Source organism: Ralstonia sp. UBA689, assembly GCF_002298975.1.
Lineage (GTDB): Bacteria > Pseudomonadota > Gammaproteobacteria > Burkholderiales > Burkholderiaceae > Ralstonia.
Window position 1 is genome coordinate 102,394 of sequence record NZ_DBMV01000033.1, and the last position, 22,920, is coordinate 125,313.

Annotated in this window: 17 protein-coding genes; 5 read left to right on the top strand and 12 right to left on the bottom strand. The window is 65.7% G+C overall.

Annotation, left to right across the window (positions count from 1 at the left end):
- Positions 1-13: 13 nt before the first annotated feature.
- From rsmB to def, 7 genes are all read right to left on the bottom strand, one after another.
- Positions 14-1,372 (bottom strand): 16S rRNA (cytosine(967)-C(5))-methyltransferase RsmB, encoded by a 1,359-nt coding sequence (gene rsmB / locus B4F51_RS14990; protein WP_296226739.1) that lies wholly within the window; start codon positions 1,370-1,372, stop codon positions 14-16.
- Positions 1,373-1,460: 88 nt separating this feature from the next.
- A complete protein-coding gene (htpX, locus tag B4F51_RS14995) occupies positions 1,461-2,321 on the bottom strand; it encodes a zinc metalloprotease HtpX (RefSeq protein WP_296226741.1) in 861 nt (286 codons plus the stop codon).
- A 136-nt stretch (positions 2,322-2,457) separates the two neighbouring features.
- On the bottom strand, positions 2,458-3,120 hold the full coding sequence (locus B4F51_RS15000) for a LysE family translocator (RefSeq protein WP_296226743.1): 663 nt from the start codon (positions 3,118-3,120) through the stop codon (positions 2,458-2,460).
- Positions 3,121-3,160: 40 nt separating this feature from the next.
- Positions 3,161-4,144, bottom strand: a complete 984-nt coding sequence (gene fmt, locus B4F51_RS15005; RefSeq protein ID WP_296226745.1) for a methionyl-tRNA formyltransferase — start codon at positions 4,142-4,144, stop codon at positions 3,161-3,163.
- 63 nt (positions 4,145-4,207) lie between these two features.
- On the bottom strand, positions 4,208-6,130 hold the full coding sequence (locus tag B4F51_RS15010; RefSeq protein ID WP_296227087.1) for an ArnT family glycosyltransferase: 1,923 nt from the start codon (positions 6,128-6,130) through the stop codon (positions 4,208-4,210).
- A 334-nt stretch (positions 6,131-6,464) separates the two neighbouring features.
- Positions 6,465-7,502 (bottom strand): glycosyltransferase family 9 protein, encoded by a 1,038-nt coding sequence (locus tag B4F51_RS15015; protein ID WP_296226747.1) that lies wholly within the window; start codon positions 7,500-7,502, stop codon positions 6,465-6,467.
- Positions 7,503-7,870: 368 nt separating this feature from the next.
- Complete coding sequence (def, locus tag B4F51_RS15020; RefSeq protein ID WP_296226749.1) at positions 7,871-8,386, bottom strand: peptide deformylase; 516 nt, start codon at positions 8,384-8,386, stop codon at positions 7,871-7,873.
- 241 nt (positions 8,387-8,627) lie between these two features.
- Between def and B4F51_RS15025 the strand changes: the two genes are divergently transcribed.
- The 4 genes from B4F51_RS15025 to B4F51_RS15040 all read left to right on the top strand — a co-directional run bounded on the left by B4F51_RS15025 (position 8,628) and on the right by B4F51_RS15040 (position 14,363).
- Positions 8,628-9,821 carry a LysM peptidoglycan-binding domain-containing protein gene (locus tag B4F51_RS15025; protein ID WP_296226751.1) on the top strand — a complete coding sequence of 398 codons (1,194 nt, stop codon included), beginning with the start codon at positions 8,628-8,630 and terminating at the stop codon, positions 9,819-9,821.
- Positions 9,822-9,843: 22 nt separating this feature from the next.
- Positions 9,844-11,052 (top strand): DNA-processing protein DprA, encoded by a 1,209-nt coding sequence (gene dprA, locus B4F51_RS15030; protein WP_296226753.1) that lies wholly within the window; start codon positions 9,844-9,846, stop codon positions 11,050-11,052.
- A gap of 47 nt (positions 11,053-11,099) precedes the next feature.
- Positions 11,100-11,489, top strand: a complete 390-nt coding sequence (locus B4F51_RS15035) for a thioredoxin family protein (protein WP_296226755.1) — start codon at positions 11,100-11,102, stop codon at positions 11,487-11,489.
- 243 nt (positions 11,490-11,732) lie between these two features.
- The gene (locus tag B4F51_RS15040) at positions 11,733-14,363 is read left to right on the top strand and encodes a DNA topoisomerase III (RefSeq protein ID WP_296226757.1); all 2,631 of its coding nucleotides are present in this window, start codon (positions 11,733-11,735) and stop codon (positions 14,361-14,363) included.
- 73 nt (positions 14,364-14,436) lie between these two features.
- Here B4F51_RS15040 and B4F51_RS15045 read toward each other — a convergent pair whose 3' ends face one another.
- A complete protein-coding gene (locus tag B4F51_RS15045; protein WP_296226759.1) occupies positions 14,437-15,375 on the bottom strand; it encodes a LysR family transcriptional regulator in 939 nt (312 codons plus the stop codon).
- A gap of 453 nt (positions 15,376-15,828) precedes the next feature.
- Here B4F51_RS15045 and B4F51_RS15050 point away from each other — a divergent pair, with 453 nt between their 5' ends.
- The gene (locus B4F51_RS15050) at positions 15,829-17,517 is read left to right on the top strand and encodes an AMP-binding protein (protein ID WP_296227089.1); all 1,689 of its coding nucleotides are present in this window, start codon (positions 15,829-15,831) and stop codon (positions 17,515-17,517) included.
- A 61-nt stretch (positions 17,518-17,578) separates the two neighbouring features.
- On the opposite strand, the gene rodA is transcribed toward B4F51_RS15050, so the two are convergent.
- The 4 genes from rodA to mreC are packed head-to-tail and all read right to left on the bottom strand — an operon-like array spanning position 17,579 to position 22,759.
- Positions 17,579-18,730, bottom strand: a complete 1,152-nt coding sequence (gene rodA, locus B4F51_RS15055; RefSeq protein WP_414706777.1) for a rod shape-determining protein RodA — start codon at positions 18,728-18,730, stop codon at positions 17,579-17,581.
- A gap of 22 nt (positions 18,731-18,752) precedes the next feature.
- The gene (gene mrdA, locus B4F51_RS15060; protein ID WP_296226761.1) at positions 18,753-21,176 is read right to left on the bottom strand and encodes a penicillin-binding protein 2; all 2,424 of its coding nucleotides are present in this window, start codon (positions 21,174-21,176) and stop codon (positions 18,753-18,755) included.
- 22 nt (positions 21,177-21,198) lie between these two features.
- Positions 21,199-21,711, bottom strand: coding sequence for a rod shape-determining protein MreD (mreD, locus tag B4F51_RS15065; RefSeq protein ID WP_296226762.1), 513 nt, complete (start codon positions 21,709-21,711; stop codon positions 21,199-21,201).
- Positions 21,712-21,724: 13 nt separating this feature from the next.
- Positions 21,725-22,759: a rod shape-determining protein MreC gene (gene mreC, locus B4F51_RS15070; protein ID WP_296226763.1), complete on the bottom strand. Its 1,035-nt coding sequence runs from the start codon at positions 22,757-22,759 to the stop codon at positions 21,725-21,727.
- Positions 22,760-22,920 lie beyond the last annotated feature (161 nt).

Genomic DNA, 22,920 nt, shown 5'->3' on the forward strand with positions numbered 1-22,920 from the left:
AACGGTCGGTGCGTCAAGGCCGTTTCTGGAACACTGCGTAAAAGAAGCCGTCGTGATCGAGCGGCAGGGGCAAAGCTTCGGGGGCACTGCGACCGGAGGCGAAACCGCCAGCTCGCGCCGCGTCGGGCGTGGTCGGCAGCAACTGACCGGGCGCGTGCAATCGTATCGCATCTTCCAGATGGCGTTCAAACCATCCGGCCTGGGCCTCGCCTTCCGTCGGGAAAATCGAACAGGTGACGTAAAGCAACTTGCCACCGGGCGCCAGACATGTCCACAGGGCGCGCACGATGTCCCGCTGCAGTGCGGCCAGCGCCTTGAGATCGGCCGGGCGCCGCAGCCAGCGGATGTCCGGATGGCGCCGCACGATGCCGGCCGCCGAGCACGGCACGTCGGCCAGGATGCGGTCGAACGGGCGGCCGTCCCACCAGGTGTCGGGGCTGGCCGCGTCGCCCACGCAAACGGTGGCGGTCTGGGAAAGCCGCGCGAGGTTCTCATCGATGCGCACGGCGCGCGCGGCATCGGATTCAAGCGCCGTCACGTCCAGGTTGTCCGCTAGTTCCAGCAGATGGCCGGTCTTGCCGCCGGGAGCGGCGCAGGCATCCAGCACGCGCTGGCCCGGCGCCACGTCGAGCAGCGCGGCCGCCAGTTGCGCGCCGGCGTCCTGTACCGAGACGTCGCCCTCAGCAAAGCCCGGCAACTCGATGACCGGTACGGCACGGGTCAGGCGCACTGCCTGCTCGCCGATGCGCTCGGCGTCGATGCCGGCGTCAAGCAGGCGCGCGAGGTAAGCGTCGACGGTAACGCGGCGCGGGTTCACACGCAGCACCATCGGCGGGCGGCGGTTACCGGCGGCCAGGATGCTCTGCCATGCGTCGGGATAGGCGTCGCGCACGGCGTCGATCCACCACCGGGGGTAGTTGTTGGCGGCCACCGGGTCGGCCTGCATGGCGGCAACCAGTTCGTTTTGCTCGCGCAGGAAACGTCGCAGTACGCCGTTGACCATGCCTTTGCCGTGCGCGAGCTTCGGGTCGGCCGAGGCGGCGCGCACGGTCTGGTCGACCACCGTGAAGGGGGCATACGGCAGAGGATCGTCCAGCAACTGGGCCAGCGCCACGCGCAGCAGGTTGGCGGCGCCCTCGGCGGGCGGACGTGGGATGAGCGTGCGGATCAGCCAGTCGGTGCTGCCGAGCCAGCGCGTGGCGCGATAGGCGAGGTCCTGCACGGCGCCTCGCACCGGGCCGCGCGTGGGGCCGGCCTCGCCTTGGCACGCGGTATCGATGGCCTGCGGCAAAGCCGTGCCTTGCCGCAGCTTTTCCACCGCAACGGCGGCAAGCGATAAGGCGTGGGCGAGGGAGTCGGGGGGCAGGCGCATCGGTGCGGAAGAATCAGGCGGGTGAAAAGCAGCGAGCCCGCGGTGGGCGGGCTCGTGCGGACTGCAGAAGTATAAGGGAAGCGATCGCCTACGCCGGATACTGCCCGGTCTGCGCCATGTGCATCAGGCGCGCAATGCGCTCTTCCGTGGCCGGGTGCGTGCTGAACAGGTTGGCCAGGCCGCCGCCGTGCAGCGGGTTCATGATCATCATCTGCGCGGTGGCCGGATGCGCCTCGGCGGCGGCAAACGGGATACCGGCGGCGTAGCGGTGAATCTTGTCCAGCGCGGAGGCCAGCGCCTGCGGGTCGCCGCTGATCTCGGCGCCGCCGCGGTCGGCTTCGAACTCGCGCGCGCGGGAGATCGCCATCTGGATCATCGCTGCTGCCAGCGGCGCGAGGATCGCCACCGCAATCCCGGCGATCGGGTTGGCCGGGCGCCCTTCGCTGTCGCGCCCGCCGAAGAACACCGCAAAGTTGGCCAGCGCCGAAATTGCGCCGGCCATGGTGGCTGAGATGGTGGAGATGAGAATGTCGCGGTGCTGCACGTGGGCCAGCTCGTGTGCCATCACGCCGCGCAATTCGCGCTCACTCAGGATGTTGAGGATGCCGGTGGTGGCCGCCACGGCGGCGTGCTCCGGGTTGCGGCCGGTGGCGAACGCGTTGGGCTGGGCCTCGTCGATCAGGTAGACGCGGGGCATCGGCAGGCCGGCGCGGCCGGCGAGTTCCTGCACCAGGCGGTAGAACTGTGGTGCGGAGGCTTCGTTGACTTCCTGCGCGTTGTACATGCGCAGGACCATCTTGTCGGAGAACCAGTACGAGAAGAAATTCATGCCCAGCGCGAACAGCAGCGCCAGCATCATCCCGTTGCGTCCGCCGATCATGCCGCCGATGACGATGAACAGCGCGGTGATCGCTGCCATCAGCATGAAGGTCTTGATCCAGTTGAACATGGGGGCGTGGCTCCTGTGGGTCTATGGTGTCCGGTCAGGACAATTTTTCGAGTCTCTTAGATCGCGATAATCGCCGAAGATTCAAGGGTTTGCGCGATGCTTACGCGTGATTTCGCCGCGCCGGACCGTTGCTTGGTCAACGAGTGGTGAAGGCCAGGCGCGCACCCAGCCCGATGAACGCCGTGCCCACTACGCGATCGAGCCAGCGCTTGATGCCCGGCTTGCCCGCCACGCGGCGCGTAACGCTCGCTGCCACCCAGGCCACCAGGCTGTTCCACACCGTCGACATGACGATAAACACCGCGCCCAGCGCCAGGAACGCCGCCGCCTTGTGGTTGGCATGCGGGTCAACGAACTGCGGGAAGAACGACAGGAAGAACAGCACGACCTTCGGGTTCAGCACATTGGTCAGAAACCCCTGCATGAACAGCGCCTTGAGCGGACGCGGACGGCGTGAGGCGGCGGCCTGTTCAGCGGTTTCCGCTGGGGCGTCGTCGTCGCGATCGGGCGGCGCCAGCAGCATGCGCCCGCCCAGGTAGATCAGGTAGGCCGCGCCTACCACCTTGATGACAGTGAAGGCCACGGTGGAGGCTGCCAGCAGCGCCGTCAGCCCGAAGGCTACCGCCAGCACATGCACGCAGCAGCCGCCCGACACGCCCAGGGCCGACATCAGTCCCGCCACCCGCCCCTGCGAAACGCTGCGCCCGACAATGTAGGCCGTGTCCGGCCCTGGCGTCACATTCAGCAGGAACACGGCCAGCATGAAGAGCGGCAGGTTGACGATGCCCAGCATGGTCATGGCGAGGTCCTCTCTATATAGATAAGGGAGCTGCGGTGCTTCAGGCGCGCGAAGCGAAGCGCTGGCCCGGCTGGATCGTCAGGCTCTGCAGGAATTCGCGCGCGGGCAGGCGCTTGCCGCCCGGCTTCTGCAACTGTGTCACGCGCAGCGCACCGGCGCCACAGGCAATCGTCACGCCATCGGCGTTGGCGGCGAGCACCGTGCCGGGTTCGGCGTCGGCCGGTTTGTCCGTCAGCGCCTCGGCCTGCCAGAACTTGATCGTCACGCCATCGAGCGAGGCCGATGCGCCGGGGAACGGGTTGAAGGCATGCACCTGTCGCAGCAGCGCGGCGGACTGGCGCGACCAATCGAGCGCCGCCTCGTCCTTGGCGATCTTCTCGGCGTACGTGACGCCCTCGGCTGGCTGTGGCGTGGCGCTCAGCTTGCTGTCTTGCGCGAGCTTGGCGAGCGCGTCCACCACCATGCGCCCGCCGAGCGCGGCCAGCGTATCGTGCAGCGTGCCCGTGGTGTCGGTCAGGCCGATGGGCACGTGTTCCATGGCGATCATGTCGCCGGTGTCCAGGCCGGCATCCATCTGCATGAGCGTGATGCCCGATTCGGCATCACCGGCTTCGATGGCGCGATGGATAGGCGCCGCCCCACGCCAGCGCGGCAACAGCGACGCGTGGATGTTGATGCAGCCGAAACGCGGCAAGTCGAGCACTTCATGCGGCAGGATCAGGCCGTACGCAGCCACCACCATCACGTCGGGACGCTGCGCGGCCAGCGCGTCGATGGCCTCGGCGGCTTCCTGCGGGTACTTGCCCGCGCGGCGCAATGAAGGAGGCTGCAGGATCGGCCCGAGCCCATGCGACACGGCATACTGCTTGACGGGGCTCGCCTGCAATTGCATGCCGCGCCCGGCCGGGCGATCCGGCTGGCTCAATACGGCGACTAGGGAGAAGTCGGCTTGGTGGATGGCCGCCAGGGCGATCTGCGCAAATTCAGGCGTGCCGGCAAACGCTACGCGAAGGGTGGACGTCATTGGGTGGGAAAACAGGGAAACGCGCTACCCAGAGCGTAGCGCATGGGGCTCAGCGACGGCCGCTTAATGACGGCCGCGATTGGGCGTGTCGGTCAGCGGCACGATCGGCTCGGGCGAGGGCAATGCCTCGGCCATGCCATTGCTGCGCCGCTGGAACAGCGAAAAGGTCTCGTTGGTATCGCCCGGGCGACTGCCGCGCCATACCATTTCCCACTCGGCGCCCTTGGGTTGGCGGCTGCGTTCGGCGGACTTGTCCAGCACCAGCATCAGGTCACAGGTGCGTGCGGCGGGGTTCGGATGGCGCGCATCGCCGTGGCCGCTGTGGCCCAGCAGCCATTTGACCGGGCGCACGCCCGTTTCATAGTGCATCATGGCGCGCTCGCTCTCCCCCATGCCGCGTGTGGCGACGCAGATCTGCGCGGATTCCAGCATCGGCTTGATGGCCTGGAACAACGGACGGTAGCTGCGCGCGTCGTCCACCCACGGCATCAGCAGTGTGCCGAGCAGGCCCCACACCATACTGAGGCCCGCGGCCCACGCCACCACCCCCGAGCGTGCCGGCCGCAGCCACACGCAGACGGCCCACAGCACGGTGATGCCCACCGCCGCCAGCACTGCGACTGGGTGCACCAGCATGTCGTAGGGCAACGGCAGCACACGGCTCAGCACCTTGGCCAGCCAGCCCGGCAACAGCAGTCCGCCGCTGGTGACGAGGGCGCCCCATACGGCCCAGACCACCAGCCCCAGCGCGCCGAACAACACCACTGCCGCACCCCACATGCGCGCGCGCCAGGCCGGCGCGATCAGCAGCAGCACCGGTGCGCCCAGCACGGCCAGCGCAGGCTGCAGCGGCATCAGATAGACATCGCGCAGCATCGCCGAGCGCAGCATGACCGTCAGCGTCACCAGCACGAACAGCGCCACCGCTGCGTGTCCTTGATATCGCAGCAGCCATGCTACCCCCGTGCTGCGTCCCCGCTGGCGCACCAGCGTCCACATCGACAAGCCCAGCATGCCCAGCGCTGGCCACACGGCCGGCGTACCCGTCAAGAAGACGGAGCGCAGGGAGGTCGCGAGCGGACTTTTTTCACCCCCCAGTTCCGAAAAACCGAAGAAACGGCCAATGTTGTTGACCCAGAACCATTCGATAAACAGCTCTGGGGACGCACGCCAGAAGATGGCTGGCCAGATCAACAGCCATGGTGCCGCCACCGCTAGTGAGATCAGATAGAACCGCCACGCTTGGCGGCTACGGAAATCAGGTAACACGGCCATCGCCGCCAGCACGGTGACTGCAAAGAGGCCCGGTACCAGCACCCCCTTGCCAAGAAACGCTACGCCCACGCCGGTGCCGAACCACAATGCGGCAGGCAGTACCCGTACGCCGTCGGCGCTGCCCTCCTCACTGACCTTGGCGTAGCGCACCAAGCCGTACAGCGCCGTGGCCGTGCCGGCCAGTTGCGGCACATCGGCAATGAACTTGTGCACGTGCTCGACAAGCCCGATGCAGCCGACAAACAGCAGGAGGGCGCCCAGCGCGTAGTCGTGCAGCGCGGTCGTGCTGGCATCCGGCCCGGCCAAGCGGCACTCGTGCGGGATTGGCCCATGGTCGCGCGCCGGCGGCGTACCGATGTGCATGCGCCAGGCCCATGCCTCTCCGCGCAGTAGCCGCGCGGTACGCCATACGGCCACGCAAGTCAGCGCCATCCAGAACAGAACCGCCAGCCGCACCGCCTCATGCGGTGGCAGCTCTGGCACCGCCAGCGCGGCCAGCGCGCCGCTCCAGTACAGTAGCGGCGGTTTCTCGACAAAAGGCTCGAACGCCACATTGGGTACGATCCAGTCGCCGCGCTCGATGATGTTGAGCACCACCCCGAATGAATAAGGCTCATCTGCCTTCCATGGCGCGCGCCAGAAGGTGCCGGCGATCAGGTACGCGACCACCAGCAGCACGATGGCTACACGCCAGTGTCGCACCAGCCCCATCGCCGGGGCTGCCGGTTGCAGCCCACTGCTTGGCCTGGAGCAGGCATGGCCGTTAACATCGCCGTCAACGGACCAGCGCTTGTCAGCAATCGCCGGAGGACTTTGGTCATTCATGGTTTGATGTTCAACTGTCTTTTCGTATTGGCACGACGATTGGCGAGACTTCAATGAAGCGCGGCAAAAGGCGCAAGGAACGGCCACCGTTCACAGTTGGTGCGATGAACGGGGATCCGCGTGGCCACACCTGGGGCAACAATGACCGCATCGCTGTAGCTTGCCGCCAGGTCTACGGTCTTCACTTTGACTAGGAGAACCTGCTCGCAGCAGCGCTGATCTATTGGTTTGGATCCAGGCGCAATTGGATAAGCGCCTGAGCCGAAGCTGCCACCCTCTGAGCCGTAATGGCCTCCATGCAGCGATTGTGCGTGCATGTCCGAAATGCAGGTGTGCCTACGCAAGGACTGCAGGAAACCTTAGCCGACACGATGTCAACGAAGTTTTTGCCGTCAGCAAACGGCCCCGTTTGCAGCGCCAGCGTCGGCCCGAACAAGGAGACCACAGGAACACCAAGCGCGGCCGCCATGTGGCTGGGGCCGGTGTCTGTACTAATCAAACCGGCACTGCCCGCCATGATGGCCATCATCTGCGGCAAATTTGTCTTGCCACATAGGTTGATGTGGCCTTCTATTCCGTCCGTAATCGATGCGGCCAGCTCTGCCTCGGAGGCAGTCCCGATGATGACGGGGGTATAGCCGGGGAAGTCGTTCATCCAGTTCGAGAGCAATTGCCGCCATTGCTGCGCCGGCCAAGCACGCAGCGCCTTTCTGCCAGCGGCAATCCAGCTATTGCCGAAATGCAGGCATATGTAGGGCCTCTTGCCCGGAATCAGTGATTGCAAGTCAATCGATGTGGGCGCAATCAACTTGGGGGTGGCAGCGTGAGCTAGCGCCTCGGGGATCGCAAGTTGAGTGATTCTCTGGACAGAGATCACCGCATGCTCAGTCGGCGCACCGACCTGATCACGGATGGTGCAACCCATGACCTTCTTCTTGGCTCTCAACAACAAAAACAATCCACGAAAAAAGGACTTGGTCTCCATGTCAAGCGCCAACTCATAGGGCTGGCGCAGCGAGTGCAGGAGCACCCGCCACTTCGTTGGGCTGAACGGCAGCGGGATTTTGCGCTTGGCGATCTCGAACACACGTCCAACTCGCGGGTCGTGCACGAACAGCCCGGCCATCCCCTTCTTGACGACGACGTCGACCTTGGTGTGAGGGCCGTAATGCGCGATGAGACTATCAATCGGTGACATCCCCCAGATCGTGTCCCCCAGCATCCCGACGCGGATCAACAAAACGCTTTTTTCCTTCATTACCTAAGGTCATTCATTTTTCCATCGATCTCGCCCGAACTTCGGGGGCGATGACCGAGGAGGATGGAGAAATGGCAACGGCGATTGCCAGATTTCGAGACGGCATGGCTTCGCGCGAATAAGCGCCGCCACCATGCCACTCCAGCAAATCAGCAGCGGCAGCCTCTCATTTCCTACAAGAGACTCAAAAGCAACGTTGAGGTGCCCCAGTCGCCGCGTTCGATGATATTGAGCACCACGCCTAATGAGTGCGGCGCGTTGGCCTTCCATGGCGCGCGCCCACGCGGGTGCCCGCTTTGGCGGAGGCGGTCGGTATCAATTGGGGGGGGCGTCGATAGCATCGATGTTCGGGAGCATGGGGGTGGGTGTCAGCGCTGATGCTCCAGCTCGCGTTGATGCTTCTTGAGCTTGGAGCGGATGCGCGTCTGCTTGAGCGGCGAGAGGTATTCGACGAACACCTTGCCCATCAGGTGGTCCATCTCGTGCTGGATGCACACGGCCAGCAGGCCGTCGGCTTCCAGTTCGAAGGTCTCGCCCTTTTCATTCAGTGCGCGCACGCGCACGCGGTCCGGGCGTTCCACCTTGTCGTAGATGTCGGGCACCGACAGGCAGCCCTCGTCCCAGGCCTTGCGCTCGGCGCTGGCCCAGGTGATCTCGGGGTTGATGAACACGCGCAGCTCGTCGCGCGACTCCGACACGTCGATGGTGATCACGCGCTCGTGCACGTCGACCTGCGTGGCGGCCAGGCCGACGCCCGGCGCCTCGTACATGGTTTCGGCCATGTCGGCGACCAGTTTGCGGATGCGATCGTCCACAACATCCACCGGTTTGGCGATCTTGTGCAGTCGCGGATCAGGGTATTGCAGGATATTCAATAGGGCCATGATGCTTGGCAACAACGGTTGCGGAAGGCCACGCTAACGAGGGGTTGCCTTCAATTGCGATCGCTTCGAATGTCATGCAGAATCGGGGCGCTATCCGCCACTTGGCTTAGGAGAAAGCCTGACGAACGTTCGATGCCATACCCCCCAAACGCTGCAGCAACGTGACATCACGATGTGCGCACAGTGGCGGCGGCCAGGCGTCGAATACCACGCGGACCACTCGCCGATTCTTCGAAGAATAATGCGCCATCGTAACACACCGAGGCTGTTCAAGTCCGCCATGAAACCGCGCCAGTCTTACGTTTGCGCCCTGTCAGCGGTTGCCGCGGCAGCGCTTTTTTGCGCGGGTGCCGTGCACGCCGCTGAACGTGCTGTCTCGTCGGCGCAACAGGCTCAGGCCACCGCTGCCGCCCAGGCAGGCATCCCGGAAACCGAACTTGCCGCCAACGCGCCCGAGCAGTACACCGTGCGCCGTGGCGACACGCTGTGGGCGATCTCCGGCAAGTATCTCAAGCAGCCGTACCGCTGGCCCGAACTGTGGGGCATGAACCGCGAGCAGATCCGCAACCCGCACCTGATCTATCCGGGACAGATCCTGTATCTGCACCATGCCAATGGTCGCGCCTGGCTGTCGAGCTCGCCGGCTTCGGCTGATGGCAGCACGGTGCGCCTGTCGCCGCACGCCCGCGTGTCGGGCCAGGACGGCGACGCCATCTCCAGCATTCCCGCTGCGGTCATCGAGCCGTTCCTCACGCAGCCAATCGTCGTGGATGCGGAAACACTCGCCACGCCGGCGCGCGTCTTCGGGCTGCCCGAGGGCCGCGTCTACCTGGGCAAGGGCGAGACCGCCTACGCCCGCGGCCTGCCGGGCGGCGAAGCGGGTCAGGCCGGCAGCGAATGGCAGGGCTACCGGCCCGTGCGGCCGCTCAAGGACCCCGTGACGGGCAGCGTGCTCGGTTTCGAAGCCGACTTCCTGGGCACGCTGCGCGTGGTGCGCGCGGCTACCGGTGCGCAGGCCGTGACCAAGATGGAGGTGCTGTCGTCCAAGGAGGAAATGGGCGTCGGTACGCAACTGATGCCGCTGCCGCCGCGCGTGCCGGTGCGCTACGTGCCGCATGCGCCGGAAGGCGATGTGCACGGCGCGGTCGCCAAGGTGACCGGCGGCGTGCGCTTTGGCGGCACTGATCAGGTGGTTGTGCTGAACATCGGCAGCCAGCAGGGTCTGGAGCCTGGTCACGTGCTGGCGCTGTCGCGCGCCGGTTCCATCGTCAAGGATCCGACTGCCGGCAACCAGCGCGTGCAATTGCCGGAAGAGCGCTATGGCCTGGCGTTCGTGTTCCGCGTGTTCCCGCACGTGGCCTACGCACTGGTGACCGACGCTTCGAACACCGTCGAGGTGGGCGATGCCGTCAATAACCCGATGACGCAACCCTGAGCCGCACACCTGCAGTCCTGATTTGACCGATGCCTCACAGGTCGCGGCGCGTGCCGCGACCGACGCCACCGACCCTCTTTCTTCCACGCGTGACCCGGCCGAACTGGCCGCGTGGCTGCGCCTGACCGAAACGCCCGGCGTTGGCCCCGTGGCGGCACGCCAACTGCTGGCGGCCTTCGGCTTGCCGCAAGACATCTTCGCCCAGTCGTATTCCGCGCTCGCCAAGGTGGTGCCCGAGCGGCAGGCGCGCGCGCTGCTCGCCGAGCCCGACGAAGCGCTGACTGCGCTCATCGCGCGTACCGTCGCTTGGTTGGACGAGCCGGGCAACGCTGTCTTCACATTGGCTGATCGCGGTTACCCGCCCCGCCTGCTGGAACTGCCGGACCCGCCGACCCTGCTGTACGCCAAGGGCGATGCATCGCTGCTGCGCGCGGCGGCGGTGGGCGTGGTGGGCGCGCGCAGCGCCACGGCGGCCGGCATCGACAATGCGCGCGCGTTTGCGCAGGCACTGTCCGCGGCCAGCGTGACGGTGGTCTCCGGCTTGGCGCTGGGCATCGATGCGGCGGCGCATGAAGGGGCGCTGGGCGGACCAGGCTCCACGATTGCGGTGGTGGGGACCGGCCTCGATATTGTTTACCCGGCGCGCAACCGGGCGCTCGCACACCGTGTTGCCGAGGCCGGGCTGATTGTCTCCGAATACCCGCTGGGCATGGGCGCGCGCGCCGAGAACTTCCCGCGCCGCAATCGCCTGATCGCCGGCCTCGCGCGGGGCTTGCTGGTGGTGGAAGCGGCGGCGCAGTCTGGCTCGCTCATCACTGCGCGGCTGGCTGCCGAGCAAGGGCGCGACGTGTTCGCGATTCCTGGGTCGATCCACTCACCGCTGGCAAAGGGCTGCCATCTGCTGATCAAGCAGGGCGCCAAGCTGGTGGAGACCGCCGCCGACATCCTCGATGAACTGGGCTGGGCGCGTGCCGCGGCGCCGGCCAAGCGTGCCACGCGCGCAGCACCGGCTGAGGCCCCGTCGATTACGCCGGCGGTGGCCGGCCGCCCTGCCCCAAGCGCCGCCGAAACCGCACTGCTCGATGCGCTTGGCTTCGACCCCGTCGATCTGGATACCCTGTGCGAGCGTACCGGCCAGCCGGCAGCCGCCCTGTCGGCGCAGCTTCTGGCGCTGGAACTGGACGGCCGCGTGGAGCGCCAACCCGGTGGGCGCTTCCTGCGGCTTCCGTAAAAGCGTGCCTACAATAAGTGCGACCTTTCAGCCGCTTACCGCCGCTCATGCCGCTGCTTTCCCCTGACACCAACGCCGCCACCCTGCATGCGCGTATCCGCGCAGGGCAGTTGCTGGTCGCCTGCCTGTGCGCCGAGTGGTGCGGCACCTGCCGCAGCTATCGCACGACCTTCACCGAGCTGGCGACGCGGCATCCGGAATGCTGCTTCGTGTGGGTGGATGTGGAAGACCACGCCGACGCCCTGGGCGATTTCGACGTCGAGAATTTCCCCACCCTGCTGGTCCAGCGCATGGATGACGCCGGCGATGTGTTGTTTTTCGGCCCCGTACTGCCGCATGCGGGTGTCGTTGAGGGGCTGCTTTCGCGTGACTTGCGCTCCGCACCGGCGGTGCCCGCGGCACCCGACTTGCGTGGCTGGCTGCTGGAATTGGCGTGATACCAAGCCTTGACAACGGCGTGCGATGCATGCGCCACTCTATTGCGCTTGAAAAGGAACCGCGCTTATGATTGGCGGCCAAATTTGGGGCCGGGGGTTCCGATTCGAGTCCAGATGGCCCCTGGCAACACTTGAAAGTCGGCCCGCGAAGCCATAAGACTCTACAAAACCCACGCGAACGGTCGCTATAGATAAGCGACCTCTTGTTTACCTGATTGCTTGCGATCGCCAGGATCCGCTCACATGTCCAAGGCTCTCATCATTGCCGAAAAACCGTCGGTCGCCGCTGATATTGCGCGCGCGCTGGGTGGCTTCACCAAGCACGACGAGTACTTTGAGAGCGACGAATACGTCCTCTCGTCGGCGGTTGGCCACCTGGTCGAGATTGCTGCGCCCGATGAATACGAAGTCAAGCGCGGCAAATGGAGCTTCGCTCATCTGCCGGTGATCCCCCCGCACTTTGATCTGCGCCCGATCGCCAAGTCGGAATCGCGCCTGAAGGTGCTGACGCGCCTGATCAAGCGCAAGGACGTGACCGGCCTGATCAACGCCTGTGACGCGGGGCGCGAAGGTGAATTGATCTTCCGCCTGATCGCGCAACACGCGAACACCAAGCTGCCGGTGAAGCGGCTGTGGCTGCAATCGATGACGCCGCAGTCCATCCGTGATGGCTTTGGCAAGCTGCGCAGCAACGAAGACATGATGCCGCTGGCGGATGCCGCACGCTGCCGCTCCGAGGCCGACTGGCTGGTCGGTATCAATGGCACGCGCGCGATGACCGCGTTCAACAGCAAGGGCGGCGGCTTCTTCCTGACCACCGTAGGCCGCGTGCAAACGCCCACGCTGTCGATCGTGGTGGAGCGCGAAGAGAAGATCAAACGCTTCGTCCCGCGCGATTACTGGGAAGTGCGCGCCGAATTCATCGCCGCAGCGGGCTTGTACGAAGGCCGCTGGTTCGACCCGAAGTTCAAGAAGAACGAGTTCGACCCCGAGCAGCGCGATTCGCGCCTGTGGAGCGAGGCCGAGGCAAAGAGCATCGTGGCTGCGTGCCGCGACAAGCCGGGCTCGGTGACGGAAGAATCGAAGCCGTCGACGCAGATGTCGCCGGCGCTGTTCGACCTGACGAGCCTCCAGCGCGAGGCCAACGGCCGCTTCGGCTTCTCGGCCAAGAACACGCTGGGCCTGGCGCAGGCGCTGTATGAAAAGCACAAGGTGCTGACCTACCCGCGTACCGATTCGCGCGCGCTGCCCGAAGACTACATGGGCACGGTCAAGCAGACGCTGGACATGCTGGGCGAAAGCTCGCCCAACTATTTGACGCACGCGAAGAAGATCCTGGCCAACCAGTGGGTCAAGCCGAACAAGCGGATCTTCGACAACAGCAAGATCAGCGATCACTTCGCCATCATCCCGACGCTGCAGGCACCGAAGAATCTGTCGGAGCCGGAACAGAAGCTGTACGACCTGGTGGTGCGTCGCTTCCTGGCGGTGTTCTTTCCGGCGGCCGAATACCAGGTTACGACGCGGATTACCGAGGTGGCCGGGCATCACTTCAAGACCGAAGGCAAGGTGCTGGTGAACCCGGGCTGGTTGGTCGTGTACGGCCGCGAAGCGCAGGGCGAAGATGCCAACCTCGTGCCGGTTGCCAAGGACGAGAAGGTCAAGACGGACAAGGTCGAGCCGGTTGGCCTCACCACCAAGCCGCCCGCACGCTACAACGAAGCGACGCTGCTCTCCGCCATGGAGGGTGCCGGCAAGCTCGTCGACGACGATGCGCTGCGTGAAGCCATGGCAGGCAAGGGCCTGGGCACGCCAGCCACGCGCGCGGCCATCATCGAAGGGCTGCTGACGGAAAAGTATCTCGTGCGCGAAGGCCGGGAGCTGATCCCGACCGCCAAGGCGTTTCAGCTGATGACGCTGCTGCGCGGTCTGGGCGTGGAAGAACTCACGCAAGCCGAGTTGACCGGCGGCTGGGAGCACAAGCTTTCCCTCATCGAACGCGGTCAGCTGGAGCGCGACGAATTCATGCGCGAGATCGCGCAGATGACGCAGCAGATCGTCAAGCGCGCCAAGGAATACGACAGCGACACCATCCCCGGCGACTACGCGACGCTCTCCACGCCGTGCCCGCAATGCGGCCACGTGGTCAAGGAAAACTACCGCCGCTTCGCCTGCAGCCACTGCGACTTCTCGATCAGCAAGATCCCGGGCGGCCGCCAGTTCGAGCTGGACGAGGTGGAAGAGCTGCTGACCAACAAGACCATCGGCCCGCTGCAGGGCTTCCGTAGCAAGATGGGCCGGCCGTTTGCGGCCATCCTCAAGCTGGCGCAGGAAGATGGTCACTGGAAGATGGAGTTCGACTTCGGCCAGAGCGACGAAGACGATGGCGAGCCGGTCGATTTCTCCGGCCAGGAAAGCGTTGGCCACTGCCCGAAGTGCAACGGCAACGTCTACGAGCACGGCCTGAAGTACGTGTGCGAGAACGCCGTGGCGCAGCCCAAGACGTGTGACTTCACCACCGGCAAGATCATCCTGCAGCAGGAGATTAGCCGCGAGCAGTTGGCCAAGCTGCTGACTGACGGCAAGACTGACCTGCTGACCGGCTTCAAGTCGGCGCGCACGGGCCGCAACTTCAAGGCGTTCCTGGTCAAGCAGCCGGACGGCAAGATAGGCTTCGAATTCGAGCCGCGCGGCGAAGGCAAGGGCAAGCCCGGCGCCAAGACCGCGGCGAAGAAGACGACAGCTGCGGCCAAGACGCCCGCTGCCAAGAAGGCGCCTGCCAAGACCGCAAGCAAGACGGCCGCCAAGAAGGCCCCGGCGCGCAAGAAAGCCGCTGAAGCCGAGGCCGACGAGGAAAGCACCAGCGAAACCTGATCGCTGTTTCGCAGGCATCAACGCAAACGGGAGGACACTGTCCTCCCGTTTTGTTTTGGCGATGCGGCCCCGCTTATGCGGCTTCGCTCAGGCCGCGGCCGGCGCGCGCCTCGCTGTGCTTGACCTCCATCGCCTGGGCCAGCATGTAGTCGATGAATGTGCGCACCTTGGTCGGCAGGAATTTGCGGCTTGGGTACACCAATGACAACGACCGGTGCGGCAACTTGTACTGCGGCAGCACACGCACCAGCCGCCCCGACTCCAGATCCGGCCGCGCCATGTATGAAGACAGGATGGCGATCCCCATGTCGGCCAGCACGGCCCGGTGCATCAGCTCGGCGTTGCTCGTCACCAGCGAGGGCTGCACCGGCACGGCGATCTGCTGACCATCGGGCGTGGACATCTCCCATTCGTGGCGCAGTTGCGGGTGCCACATGGCGATCACGCGGTGCTCGGCGATGTCTTCGGCGCGCTGTGGTGTGGAGTGCTGGCGCAGGTAGGCGGGTGTCGCGGCCATCACCATTTCGGCGGAGATCATGCGGCGCGCCACCAGGTGCGAACCCAGGCCGAGTTCCGAAACCATGATCCCGATGTCGCGGCCGTCTTCGACAATGTCGATTGGGCGGTCGGATAGCGCCACATCAAAGGTGACTTCCGGGTAGAGCTGCTGGAAGCGCGCCAGCAGCATCGGCAGCACGTGCAGCCCGAACATCACCGGTGCGACGATGCGCAGACTGCCCACCAGCGCCTGGCTGCGCGAGGTGGCCAGCGATTCGGCTTCGTCGATGTCGAGCAGGATCTGCTGACAGCGCTGCAGGTAGGTCTCGCCCACGTCGGTCAGCGACAGGCTGCGCGTGGTGCGGTTGAGCAGGCGCGTGCCGAGGTGCGCCTCCAGATCGGCCACGTAGCGCGTGACCACGGCATTGCTCATCGACAGATGCTGGGCCGCCCGGGCGAAGCTGCCAAGCTCCACCACCTTGGAGAACACCCGCATCGACTGCAAACGATCCATTCCAGCCTCTCACATGATTTGTTGTCGAAAATAGAACAAATCTTCTGTGATATCAAATCTTTAATGTTGGTCTGCACAATTCATTGTCGTGGGTCAAACCTAGAATGTGAGTGCACGCTTATATTGGGCTGGCGGCATTCTTTACACTTCGTGAGTCCCGCTGACGAGGCTAGCTATCCGACTTCTCACCGATTGACGCAACAGCGGATTTGCGCCGAGACTCTATACCGAACGGTAGATTTTCATGGAATCCGTGTTGCACGAGATCACGTTCTGCTCTGATTGCGGGTGGAACACGGTCTTGCGCAAATCGATGCGGCGGGGGCAACGCGACCTCGCCATACTTCAAACATGGATGCCACGAAACGCCACCCGCGTGAGCGCCCCGGCACGAGGGCTGCCATCAAGGCCAGCGCATCGCAGCGCGATGCCGACGGCCGAGGAGACACCACAATGACCATCCAGAACCGCGAGCCGGTCCACTATCTGGTGGGCGAGATGCCGCTGCACCGCTACTGCGCCCACCACGCGCAGCAGACACCCGAGCGCATCGCCTTGCTTTGGTATGGCCGCACGATCTGCTGGCGCGAGCTGGACCAATTGGCGACGCGGCTGGCGGTGCAGTTGCGGCGGCTGGGCGTGGTGCGCGGTGATCGTGTTGCGCTGTTCCTGCAGAACTGCCCGCAGGCCATCCTCGCGCATCTGGCCACGGCCAAGCTGGGCGGCATTGTTGTGCCGTGCGGGCCGTTGTCGCGCCAGCACGAGTTGCGTGACCAACTGGCCGATTCCGGCGCGAAGGTCCTGGTGGCGGCGGCCGATCTGATGCCCATCGTCGAGGCTGCGCGGCCGGGCACCTCGGTGGCGACCGTCATCACCACCCGCTATGCCGATCTGCAGCCGGCGCAGCCGGCGTGCCGCAAGGCGCTGGCAGTGCCGCCGGAGCTGATTGCGGCCGATGCCTCATCGACGCCGCCGCCGAAGAACAAGCCGGGCGCTGCGCAGCTCGACCTGATGCAATTGCTGGCCGAGCCCGTGGATGTGGCCGAGCGCAATGCCGTCGCCGCTATTCCGGTTGACCTGGATGAGGTGGCGCTGATGGTCTATACCTCTGGCACCACCGGTCGCCCGAAGGGGGCCATGCTCACGCACCGCAACGCGCTGTACAAGACCGCCGTGACGGTGCAGGTGGGCGGCATCCAGGCATCCGACGTGCTGCTGGCGGTGGCGCCGCTGTCGCACATCGCCGGCATGCTGATGGGCATGAACGTGATGCTCTACGCCGGCGCCACCACCATCCTGCTCTACCGCTTCGACCCGCTGGCCGTGCTGCAGGCCATCGACCGCTACCGCGTCACGCGCTGGTACAGCATGACGCCGATGAACCTGGCGGTGATGGCGCATCCGGACGCTGCCCAGTACCGCATGGAATCGCTTGTTGCCAACCCGTGCACCAGCTTCGGCGTGACGCTCACGGAGGCGATCGCCCAGCAATGGCGTGCTTTTGCCGGCCCGCAGTGCGCTATCTACGAAGCCGCCTACGGCCTGTCGGAGACGCACACCTGCGACGCCATTACCCCCGCCGACGCCCCGCGTTGGGGCTGGCACGGCAAGATCGTGCCGCAGACCGAGGTGTGCATCGTCGACCCGCACACTGGCGCCGAGCTGCCCCCCGGCCAAGCCGGCGAGATCACCATCCGCAGCCCCGGTGTGTTCCGCGGCTACTGGCAGCATGACGAAGCCACGCGTGCCGCCCTGCACAACGGTTTCCTGCGCACTGGCGACATCGGCCAAGTCTCGCCCGACGGCTACCTGCAATGGCAGGGCCGCATCAAGGAGATGATCAAGGTGTCGGGCTACAGCGTGTTTCCGGAGGAGGTGGAGTCACTGCTTTCACGCCACCCAGGTATCCGCCAGGTGGCCGTCACGCCCATGCCCGACCCCGACAAGGGCGAGGTGGTGTGCGCGCATGTGGTGCCCATGAGCGGCGTGACGCTTACCGAAGCCGAGCTGATTGCATGGTCGCGCGAGAACATGGCGCCGTATAAGGTGCCGAGGCGCGTGAAGTTCCACGATGCGTTGCCCGCCACGGCCACCGGCAAGGTGCTGCGGCGTCTGCTGCGCGAAGAGGCCGTGGCAGCCTGAGGGCCGGCTCGAACAGCGGGCTCTGAAAACGCAACGGCCGCCAATCTTGGCGGCCGTTTTGTTACGTCTGCACGAAGCGTTTCTGTCGCGCGATGCTCATCAGGATGCCGATGCCCATGCCCAGCGTGACAAGCGCGGTGCCTCCGTAGCTGATGAGCGGCAGCGGCACGCCCACCACGGGCAGGATGCCGCTCACCATGCCCATGTTGACGAAGGCATAGGTGAAGAAGATCAGCGTGATCGACCCGGCCAGCAGGCGCCCGAACAGCGTGCCCGCGTTCGCTGCGATGAACAGCCCGCGGATGATCAGCAGCAGGTACAGGAACAGCAGCACGGCGTTGCCCACCAGCCCGAACTCCTCGGAATAGACCGCGAAGATGAAGTCGGTGTGCTTCTCGGGGATGAACTCCAGGTGGGTTTGCGTGCCCTTCAGCCAGCCCTTGCCCGTTACCCCGCCCGAGCCGATGGCGATGATCGACTGGATGGTGTGGAAGCCTTTGCCCAGCGGGTCGGTGGTCGGGTCCAGCAGCGTGCAGACGCGGTGCTGCTGGTAGTCGTGCAGGATCGGCCAGTTCACGCCCGGCGCGCAGATACGCGACTCGAACGACACCACCAGTGTGATCGCCGTCACCGCTATCACCAGCACCGGCACGATCAGCCGCCACGACAGACCGGCAAAGTAGATCACGTAGATGCCGGCGGCCAGCACCAGCAGTGCCGTACCCAGGTCAGGCTGCTTGGCAATGAGGCCCACCGGAATCAGCAGCAGCACGGCGGCGGCCACGTAGTCGTACCAGTGGATCACACCCTCGCGTTTCTGGAAGTACCACGCGAGCATCAGCGGCATGGCGATCTTCATGATCTCGGAGGGCTGCACCACCACGCCGATGTTCAGCCAGCGCCGCGCGCCCTTGCGGATCAACCCGAACATCGCCACGCCAATCAATAGCGCCACGCCAACGGTATAGAGCGGCACCGCAAAGCGCATCAGCGTTTGTTGGGGCAGGTTGGCGATGATCCACATCAGCACGAACGACAGCAGGATGTTGCGGACCTGGTCTTCCAGCCGGCCCGGCATGTCGATGGCGGCTGAATACAGCGCGACGAGTCCGGTGCCCAGCAGCAGGAAGACGATCAGCGCCAGCGGCTTGTCGAAGCCGGTGAACAGCGACTTGATGACATTGAAGATGCGGCGCTTGTCCAGCTTGTCCATGAGGTTCCTCCAAGCGCAAGAATCAGGGCGCGGCCGACGCGGCCGGTGTGGGCTTGGGCGTCGGTTTGTGCGCGGGCTTCGGGGCGGGCTTGTTGCCCGGCTTGGCATCTTTTGCGCCCTTGGGGGCGGTGGCCGGTGCCGAAGTGGTGGCAGCGGCATTGCCGCGTCCGCGCGGGCTGGGCAGCTCGGGGGCCGGCTGGGCATGCGAGAGGGCCTGCAGCACCTGGGCGTCGAGCGTGGCTGGGGCGACAGCCTCGGCGCTGGTGCCGGCCTCGCGCAGGGCGGGTGCCACCAGGTCGGGCGACATGGGCGGCGCGTTGCGCGGTGTGCCGGCTGCCAGGGCCGAAGCTGCCGGCGTCGATGCCGGAGCGGTGGCCGTGCTGCTGGCGGCCGGTGCCGAGGCTGCCGCGCCCGAAGCAGCCGGTGCCTCCGCGGCTGCCGGCGGCATGGCCGTGGCGCTGGCGATGGTGGCAGTCTTGCCGGTCGAGAACACGCTCGGTGTATCCACTGGCGGTTGCGGTTGCTGCTTCGGCGCGGTGGTGGCCAGTTCGGTCGGCCACTTGCCGGTCAGGTAATAGTCCATGACCGCGCGTGCGATCGGTGCGGCCGAGGCGGCACCAAAGCCCGCGTTTTCGACGATCAGCGCCAGCGCGATCTTCGGATGGTCGGCCGGGGCGAAGGCCTCGAACAGGGCGTGGTCACGCTTGCTTTCAGGCAGTGCGTGGTGGCTGTACTTCTCATTCTTGCCCAGCGAGAACACCTGCGCTGTGCCGGTCTTGCCTGCCGACACGTACTGCGCGCCGATAAAGGCCTTGGCCGCCGTACCGGACTGGTTCACGCCCACCATCGCATGCTTGATCACGTCGATGTTCGATTGCTTGAGCGGGATGCGGTAGCTCTCGGTCGGCACCGTCAGCGCGCGCGCCTTGGAGAGCGAATCCTCGACGGCCTTCACCAGGTGGGGCTTCATCACCACGCCGTTGTTGGCCAGCGTCGAGACGGCGTGCGCGAGCTGCAGGATGGTGAAGTTGTTGTAGCCCTGGCCGATGCCCAGCGAGATGGTTTCGCCGTCGTACCACTTCTGCTGTTCCGGGCGCTTGTAGGCTTTGCGCTTCCAGTCGGTGGAGGGCAGGATGCCGGTGCGCTCGCCTTCGATGTCGATGCCCGTGACCTGCCCGAAGCCGAACGGCTTCATGAAGTCGTGGATGGCATTGACGCCCATGTCGTTGGCGAGCCGGTAGTAGTACGTGTCGCACGACGCCACGATGGAACGGTACATGTCGACCCAGCCGTGCCCGCCCGGCACGTCGTCGCGGAACGTGTGGTTGCCCAGCGTGAACGAGCCCGGATCGGCCATGCCCCACTGCGGCGTGCGTTTGCCCAGCTCCAGCGCTCCCAGCGCCATGAACGGCTTGTACGTCGAGCCCGGCGGATACGTGCCGCGCAGCGGGCGGTTCAGCAGCGGCTTGTCCGGTGAGCTGTTCAGCTCGTTCCAGGTCGTGCTGTCGATGCCCTCGATGAACAGGTTCGGGTCGAACGTCGGCTTGGAGACGAAGGCGAGGATGTCGCCAGTCTCGGGCTCGATCGCCACCAGAGCACCGCGACGGTTGCCGAAAAGCTGCTCGGCCAGACGTTGCAGGTTGATGTCGAGCGACAGGATCAGGTTGTTGCCCGGCGTCGCCTGCGAGGTGGACAGCGTGCGGATCGGCCGGCCGCCCGCGCTGACTTCCACTTCTTCGTAGCCGGTCAGGCCGTGCAGCTCGGTCTCGTAGCTCTGCTCGATGCCGACCTTGCCGATGTATTCCGTGCCGCTGTAGTTGTTGGAATCCTTGCGCGCATCGTAAGTGACGCCCGGCTGGCTGTTGGCATCGCTCATGTTGTCGATGCGCTCCAGATCGCGCTCCGAGATGCGGCCAATGTAGCCGATCACGTGCGCTGCCGTTTCGCCCAGCGGGTACTGGCGGAACAGCCGCGCATGCACATCCACGCCCGGAAAACGGTAGCGCTGCGCCGAGAAGCGAGCGACCTCCTGATCGGTCAACTGACTGCGGATCGGCAGGCTCTCGAAGCTGCGCGCGTCTTCCATCAGGCGCTTGAAGCGGCGGCGGTCGCGCGGCTGGATGTCGACCACCTGGGCGAGCTGGTCGATGGTGTTGTCCAGCGTGTCCTGCAGCTTGGACGGCGTGATCTCCAGCGTGTACGCCGAGTAGTTGCGCGCCAGCACCACGCCGTTGCGGTCCATGATGATGCCGCGGTTGGGCTCGATGGGCGCCACCGAGATGCGGTTGTCTTCCGCCTTGGCCGAGTACTGCTCGTGCTTGACCTCCTGCAGCCAGAAGAAGCGCGCCAGCAGCAGCCCGAAGCAGACCAGCACGAACAGCGCGGCCGCCGCCAGTCGCAGGCGAAAGCGCGACAGCTCCTGTTCGACGTTGCGGATTTCGGTCATGCGGAACTACCCAGACGGCGCATCAGATCGGGCGCGTCTCATCGACGCTCTCCGGGCGGCGCTGCGGCGCCAGCAGGATGGCGTTGGCGAACGGCCACAGCGCCGCTTCGATCAGCGGCGGCAGGATGACCTGCCAGTCCGGCAGGTGTGCGCCCATCAGCAGGCGGATGACGATCGGCACGGCGTGCGCGAGCACCAGCAGCGGCAGCACGTGCAGCGCCTGTGACGGCACCGAGAACCACAGCACGCGTCGGTGGATGGTGATCGCAAAGTACGACAGCAGCGTGTAGGCCATCGCGTGCTCACCCAGCAGGCGTGCCTCGTGCACGTCCATCAGCAGGCCCAGCAGGAAGGCGACCACCATGCCCACGCGGCGCGGCTGGTGGATGTTCCAGAACACCAGCACCAGTGCCACCAGGTCTGGGATCCACTGCATGTGGCCCCAGGGCATCAGGTTGAACAGGAACGCCAGGACGAAGCTGAAGGCGATGAAGCCGGGGTTGACCGGGCGCAGCAGGTATTGGGGCGAGTTCATGGTCTGTCCTCGCTTAGCGCTTTTGCGCCGGATCGGTATCCAGCGGATTGCCATCGGCGTCGGTTGGGCGCGGCGGCGGGTTGTTTTCGTCGGGAGCGGGCACGTTGGCCTCGGCGGCGGCGCGCGCGGCGCGGTCCTTCTCTTCGCGGGCCTCGCGCGCGGCGTTCTTGCCCTTGGGGGCGGAGGCCGGCGCCAGGTCCATTGGCGGCGGGAAGCCCGATTCGTACTTCACGATCAGCAGGTGTCGGTTGCTGCGGATGCCGGCCACCGGCTCGCAGATCACACGCGAGAATGCGGTGTCGGCCTTACGCTCGATCTGCGTGATGCGCGCCACCGGCAGGCCGGCCGGATAGACGCCGTCCAGGCCCGACGTCACCAGCAGGTCGCCTTGTTGCAGATCGGCCGAGGCGGCCATGAAGCGCAGGTCCAGCGCACCCGGGCGGGCGCCGCCGAAGGCGACGCTGCGCAGGCCGTTGCGCACGACTTCCACGGGAATCGCCTGGTCCTTGTCGGTCAGCAGCGTCACCTGCGATTCGAACAGCGATACGCGCGTGATCTGGCCGACCACGCCGCGGTCATCGATGACCGGATAGCCGGCGCGGATGCCGTCCTTGGTGCCACGATCGATGACGATGCGCTGGGTGTAAGGGTCGCGCGCTTCGTATAGGACTTCCGCCGGCGCAGTGGGCACGGCGGCGTGCTGCTTCAGGTTCAGCAGCGTACGCAGGTTGCGGTTCTCGGCTTCGAGCTGCGAGGCGCGCAGCGACTGCTGCGCTTGCGCCACGGCCGACTCGCGCAGAGTGCGGTTGTCGGTGGCGAGCTTGGTGGACGATTGCGTGTAGTCCAGCGCCGCGCGTACCGTATCGCGCGGGATGAGTACCACGCGTTCGATGGGGTACAGCACGACCGACACGACCTGCCGGACCACGCCCAGGACCGACATGCGGGCATCGACCACCAGCAGCATGAGCGCAAGCGCAAGCAGGGCGACCAGCCGCGCGGTGGCGGACGGGCCCTGCTTGAAGAGGGGCGGCGGGGAGTAATCCATGACCCGGACGCTTCAGATGAGCACGGCAGGCGCGCGATCGGCCTGCCGGTTACAGATTGGGGGTGGCGTCGGTGCGGTGCTGGGGCCCGGGGTGGGCAGAGCACGGCGCACCGGCGCGGGACGCATTGTCAGCGGCTCGCGACAGCCGCAGGTGCGGCGTA

Bases quoted from the DNA above. Each gene is read 5' to 3' on its own strand.
- rsmB (WP_296226739.1), bottom strand. From the start codon at position 1,372: ATGCGCCTGCCCCCCGACTCCCTCGCCCACGCCTTATCGCTTGCCGCC.
- htpX (WP_296226741.1), bottom strand. From the start codon at position 2,321: ATGTTCAACTGGATCAAGACCTTCATGCTGATGGCAGCGATCACCGCG.
- B4F51_RS15000 (WP_296226743.1), bottom strand. From the start codon at position 3,120: ATGACCATGCTGGGCATCGTCAACCTGCCGCTCTTCATGCTGGCCGTG.
- fmt (WP_296226745.1), bottom strand. From the start codon at position 4,144: ATGACGTCCACCCTTCGCGTAGCGTTTGCCGGCACGCCTGAATTTGCG.
- B4F51_RS15010 (WP_296227087.1), bottom strand. From the start codon at position 6,130: ATGGGGCTGGTGCGACACTGGCGTGTAGCCATCGTGCTGCTGGTGGTC.
- B4F51_RS15015 (WP_296226747.1), bottom strand. From the start codon at position 7,502: ATGAAGGAAAAAAGCGTTTTGTTGATCCGCGTCGGGATGCTGGGGGAC.
- def (WP_296226749.1), bottom strand. From the start codon at position 8,386: ATGGCCCTATTGAATATCCTGCAATACCCTGATCCGCGACTGCACAAG.
- B4F51_RS15025 (WP_296226751.1), top strand. From the start codon at position 8,628: ATGCGCCATCGTAACACACCGAGGCTGTTCAAGTCCGCCATGAAACCG.
- B4F51_RS15035 (WP_296226755.1), top strand. From the start codon at position 11,100: ATGCCGCTGCTTTCCCCTGACACCAACGCCGCCACCCTGCATGCGCGT.
- B4F51_RS15040 (WP_296226757.1), top strand. From the start codon at position 11,733: ATGTCCAAGGCTCTCATCATTGCCGAAAAACCGTCGGTCGCCGCTGAT.
- B4F51_RS15045 (WP_296226759.1), bottom strand. From the start codon at position 15,375: ATGGATCGTTTGCAGTCGATGCGGGTGTTCTCCAAGGTGGTGGAGCTT.
- B4F51_RS15050 (WP_296227089.1), top strand. From the start codon at position 15,829: ATGACCATCCAGAACCGCGAGCCGGTCCACTATCTGGTGGGCGAGATG.
- rodA (WP_414706777.1), bottom strand. From the start codon at position 18,730: ATGGACAAGCTGGACAAGCGCCGCATCTTCAATGTCATCAAGTCGCTG.
- mrdA (WP_296226761.1), bottom strand. From the start codon at position 21,176: ATGACCGAAATCCGCAACGTCGAACAGGAGCTGTCGCGCTTTCGCCTG.
- mreD (WP_296226762.1), bottom strand. From the start codon at position 21,711: ATGAACTCGCCCCAATACCTGCTGCGCCCGGTCAACCCCGGCTTCATC.
- mreC (WP_296226763.1), bottom strand. From the start codon at position 22,759: ATGGATTACTCCCCGCCGCCCCTCTTCAAGCAGGGCCCGTCCGCCACC.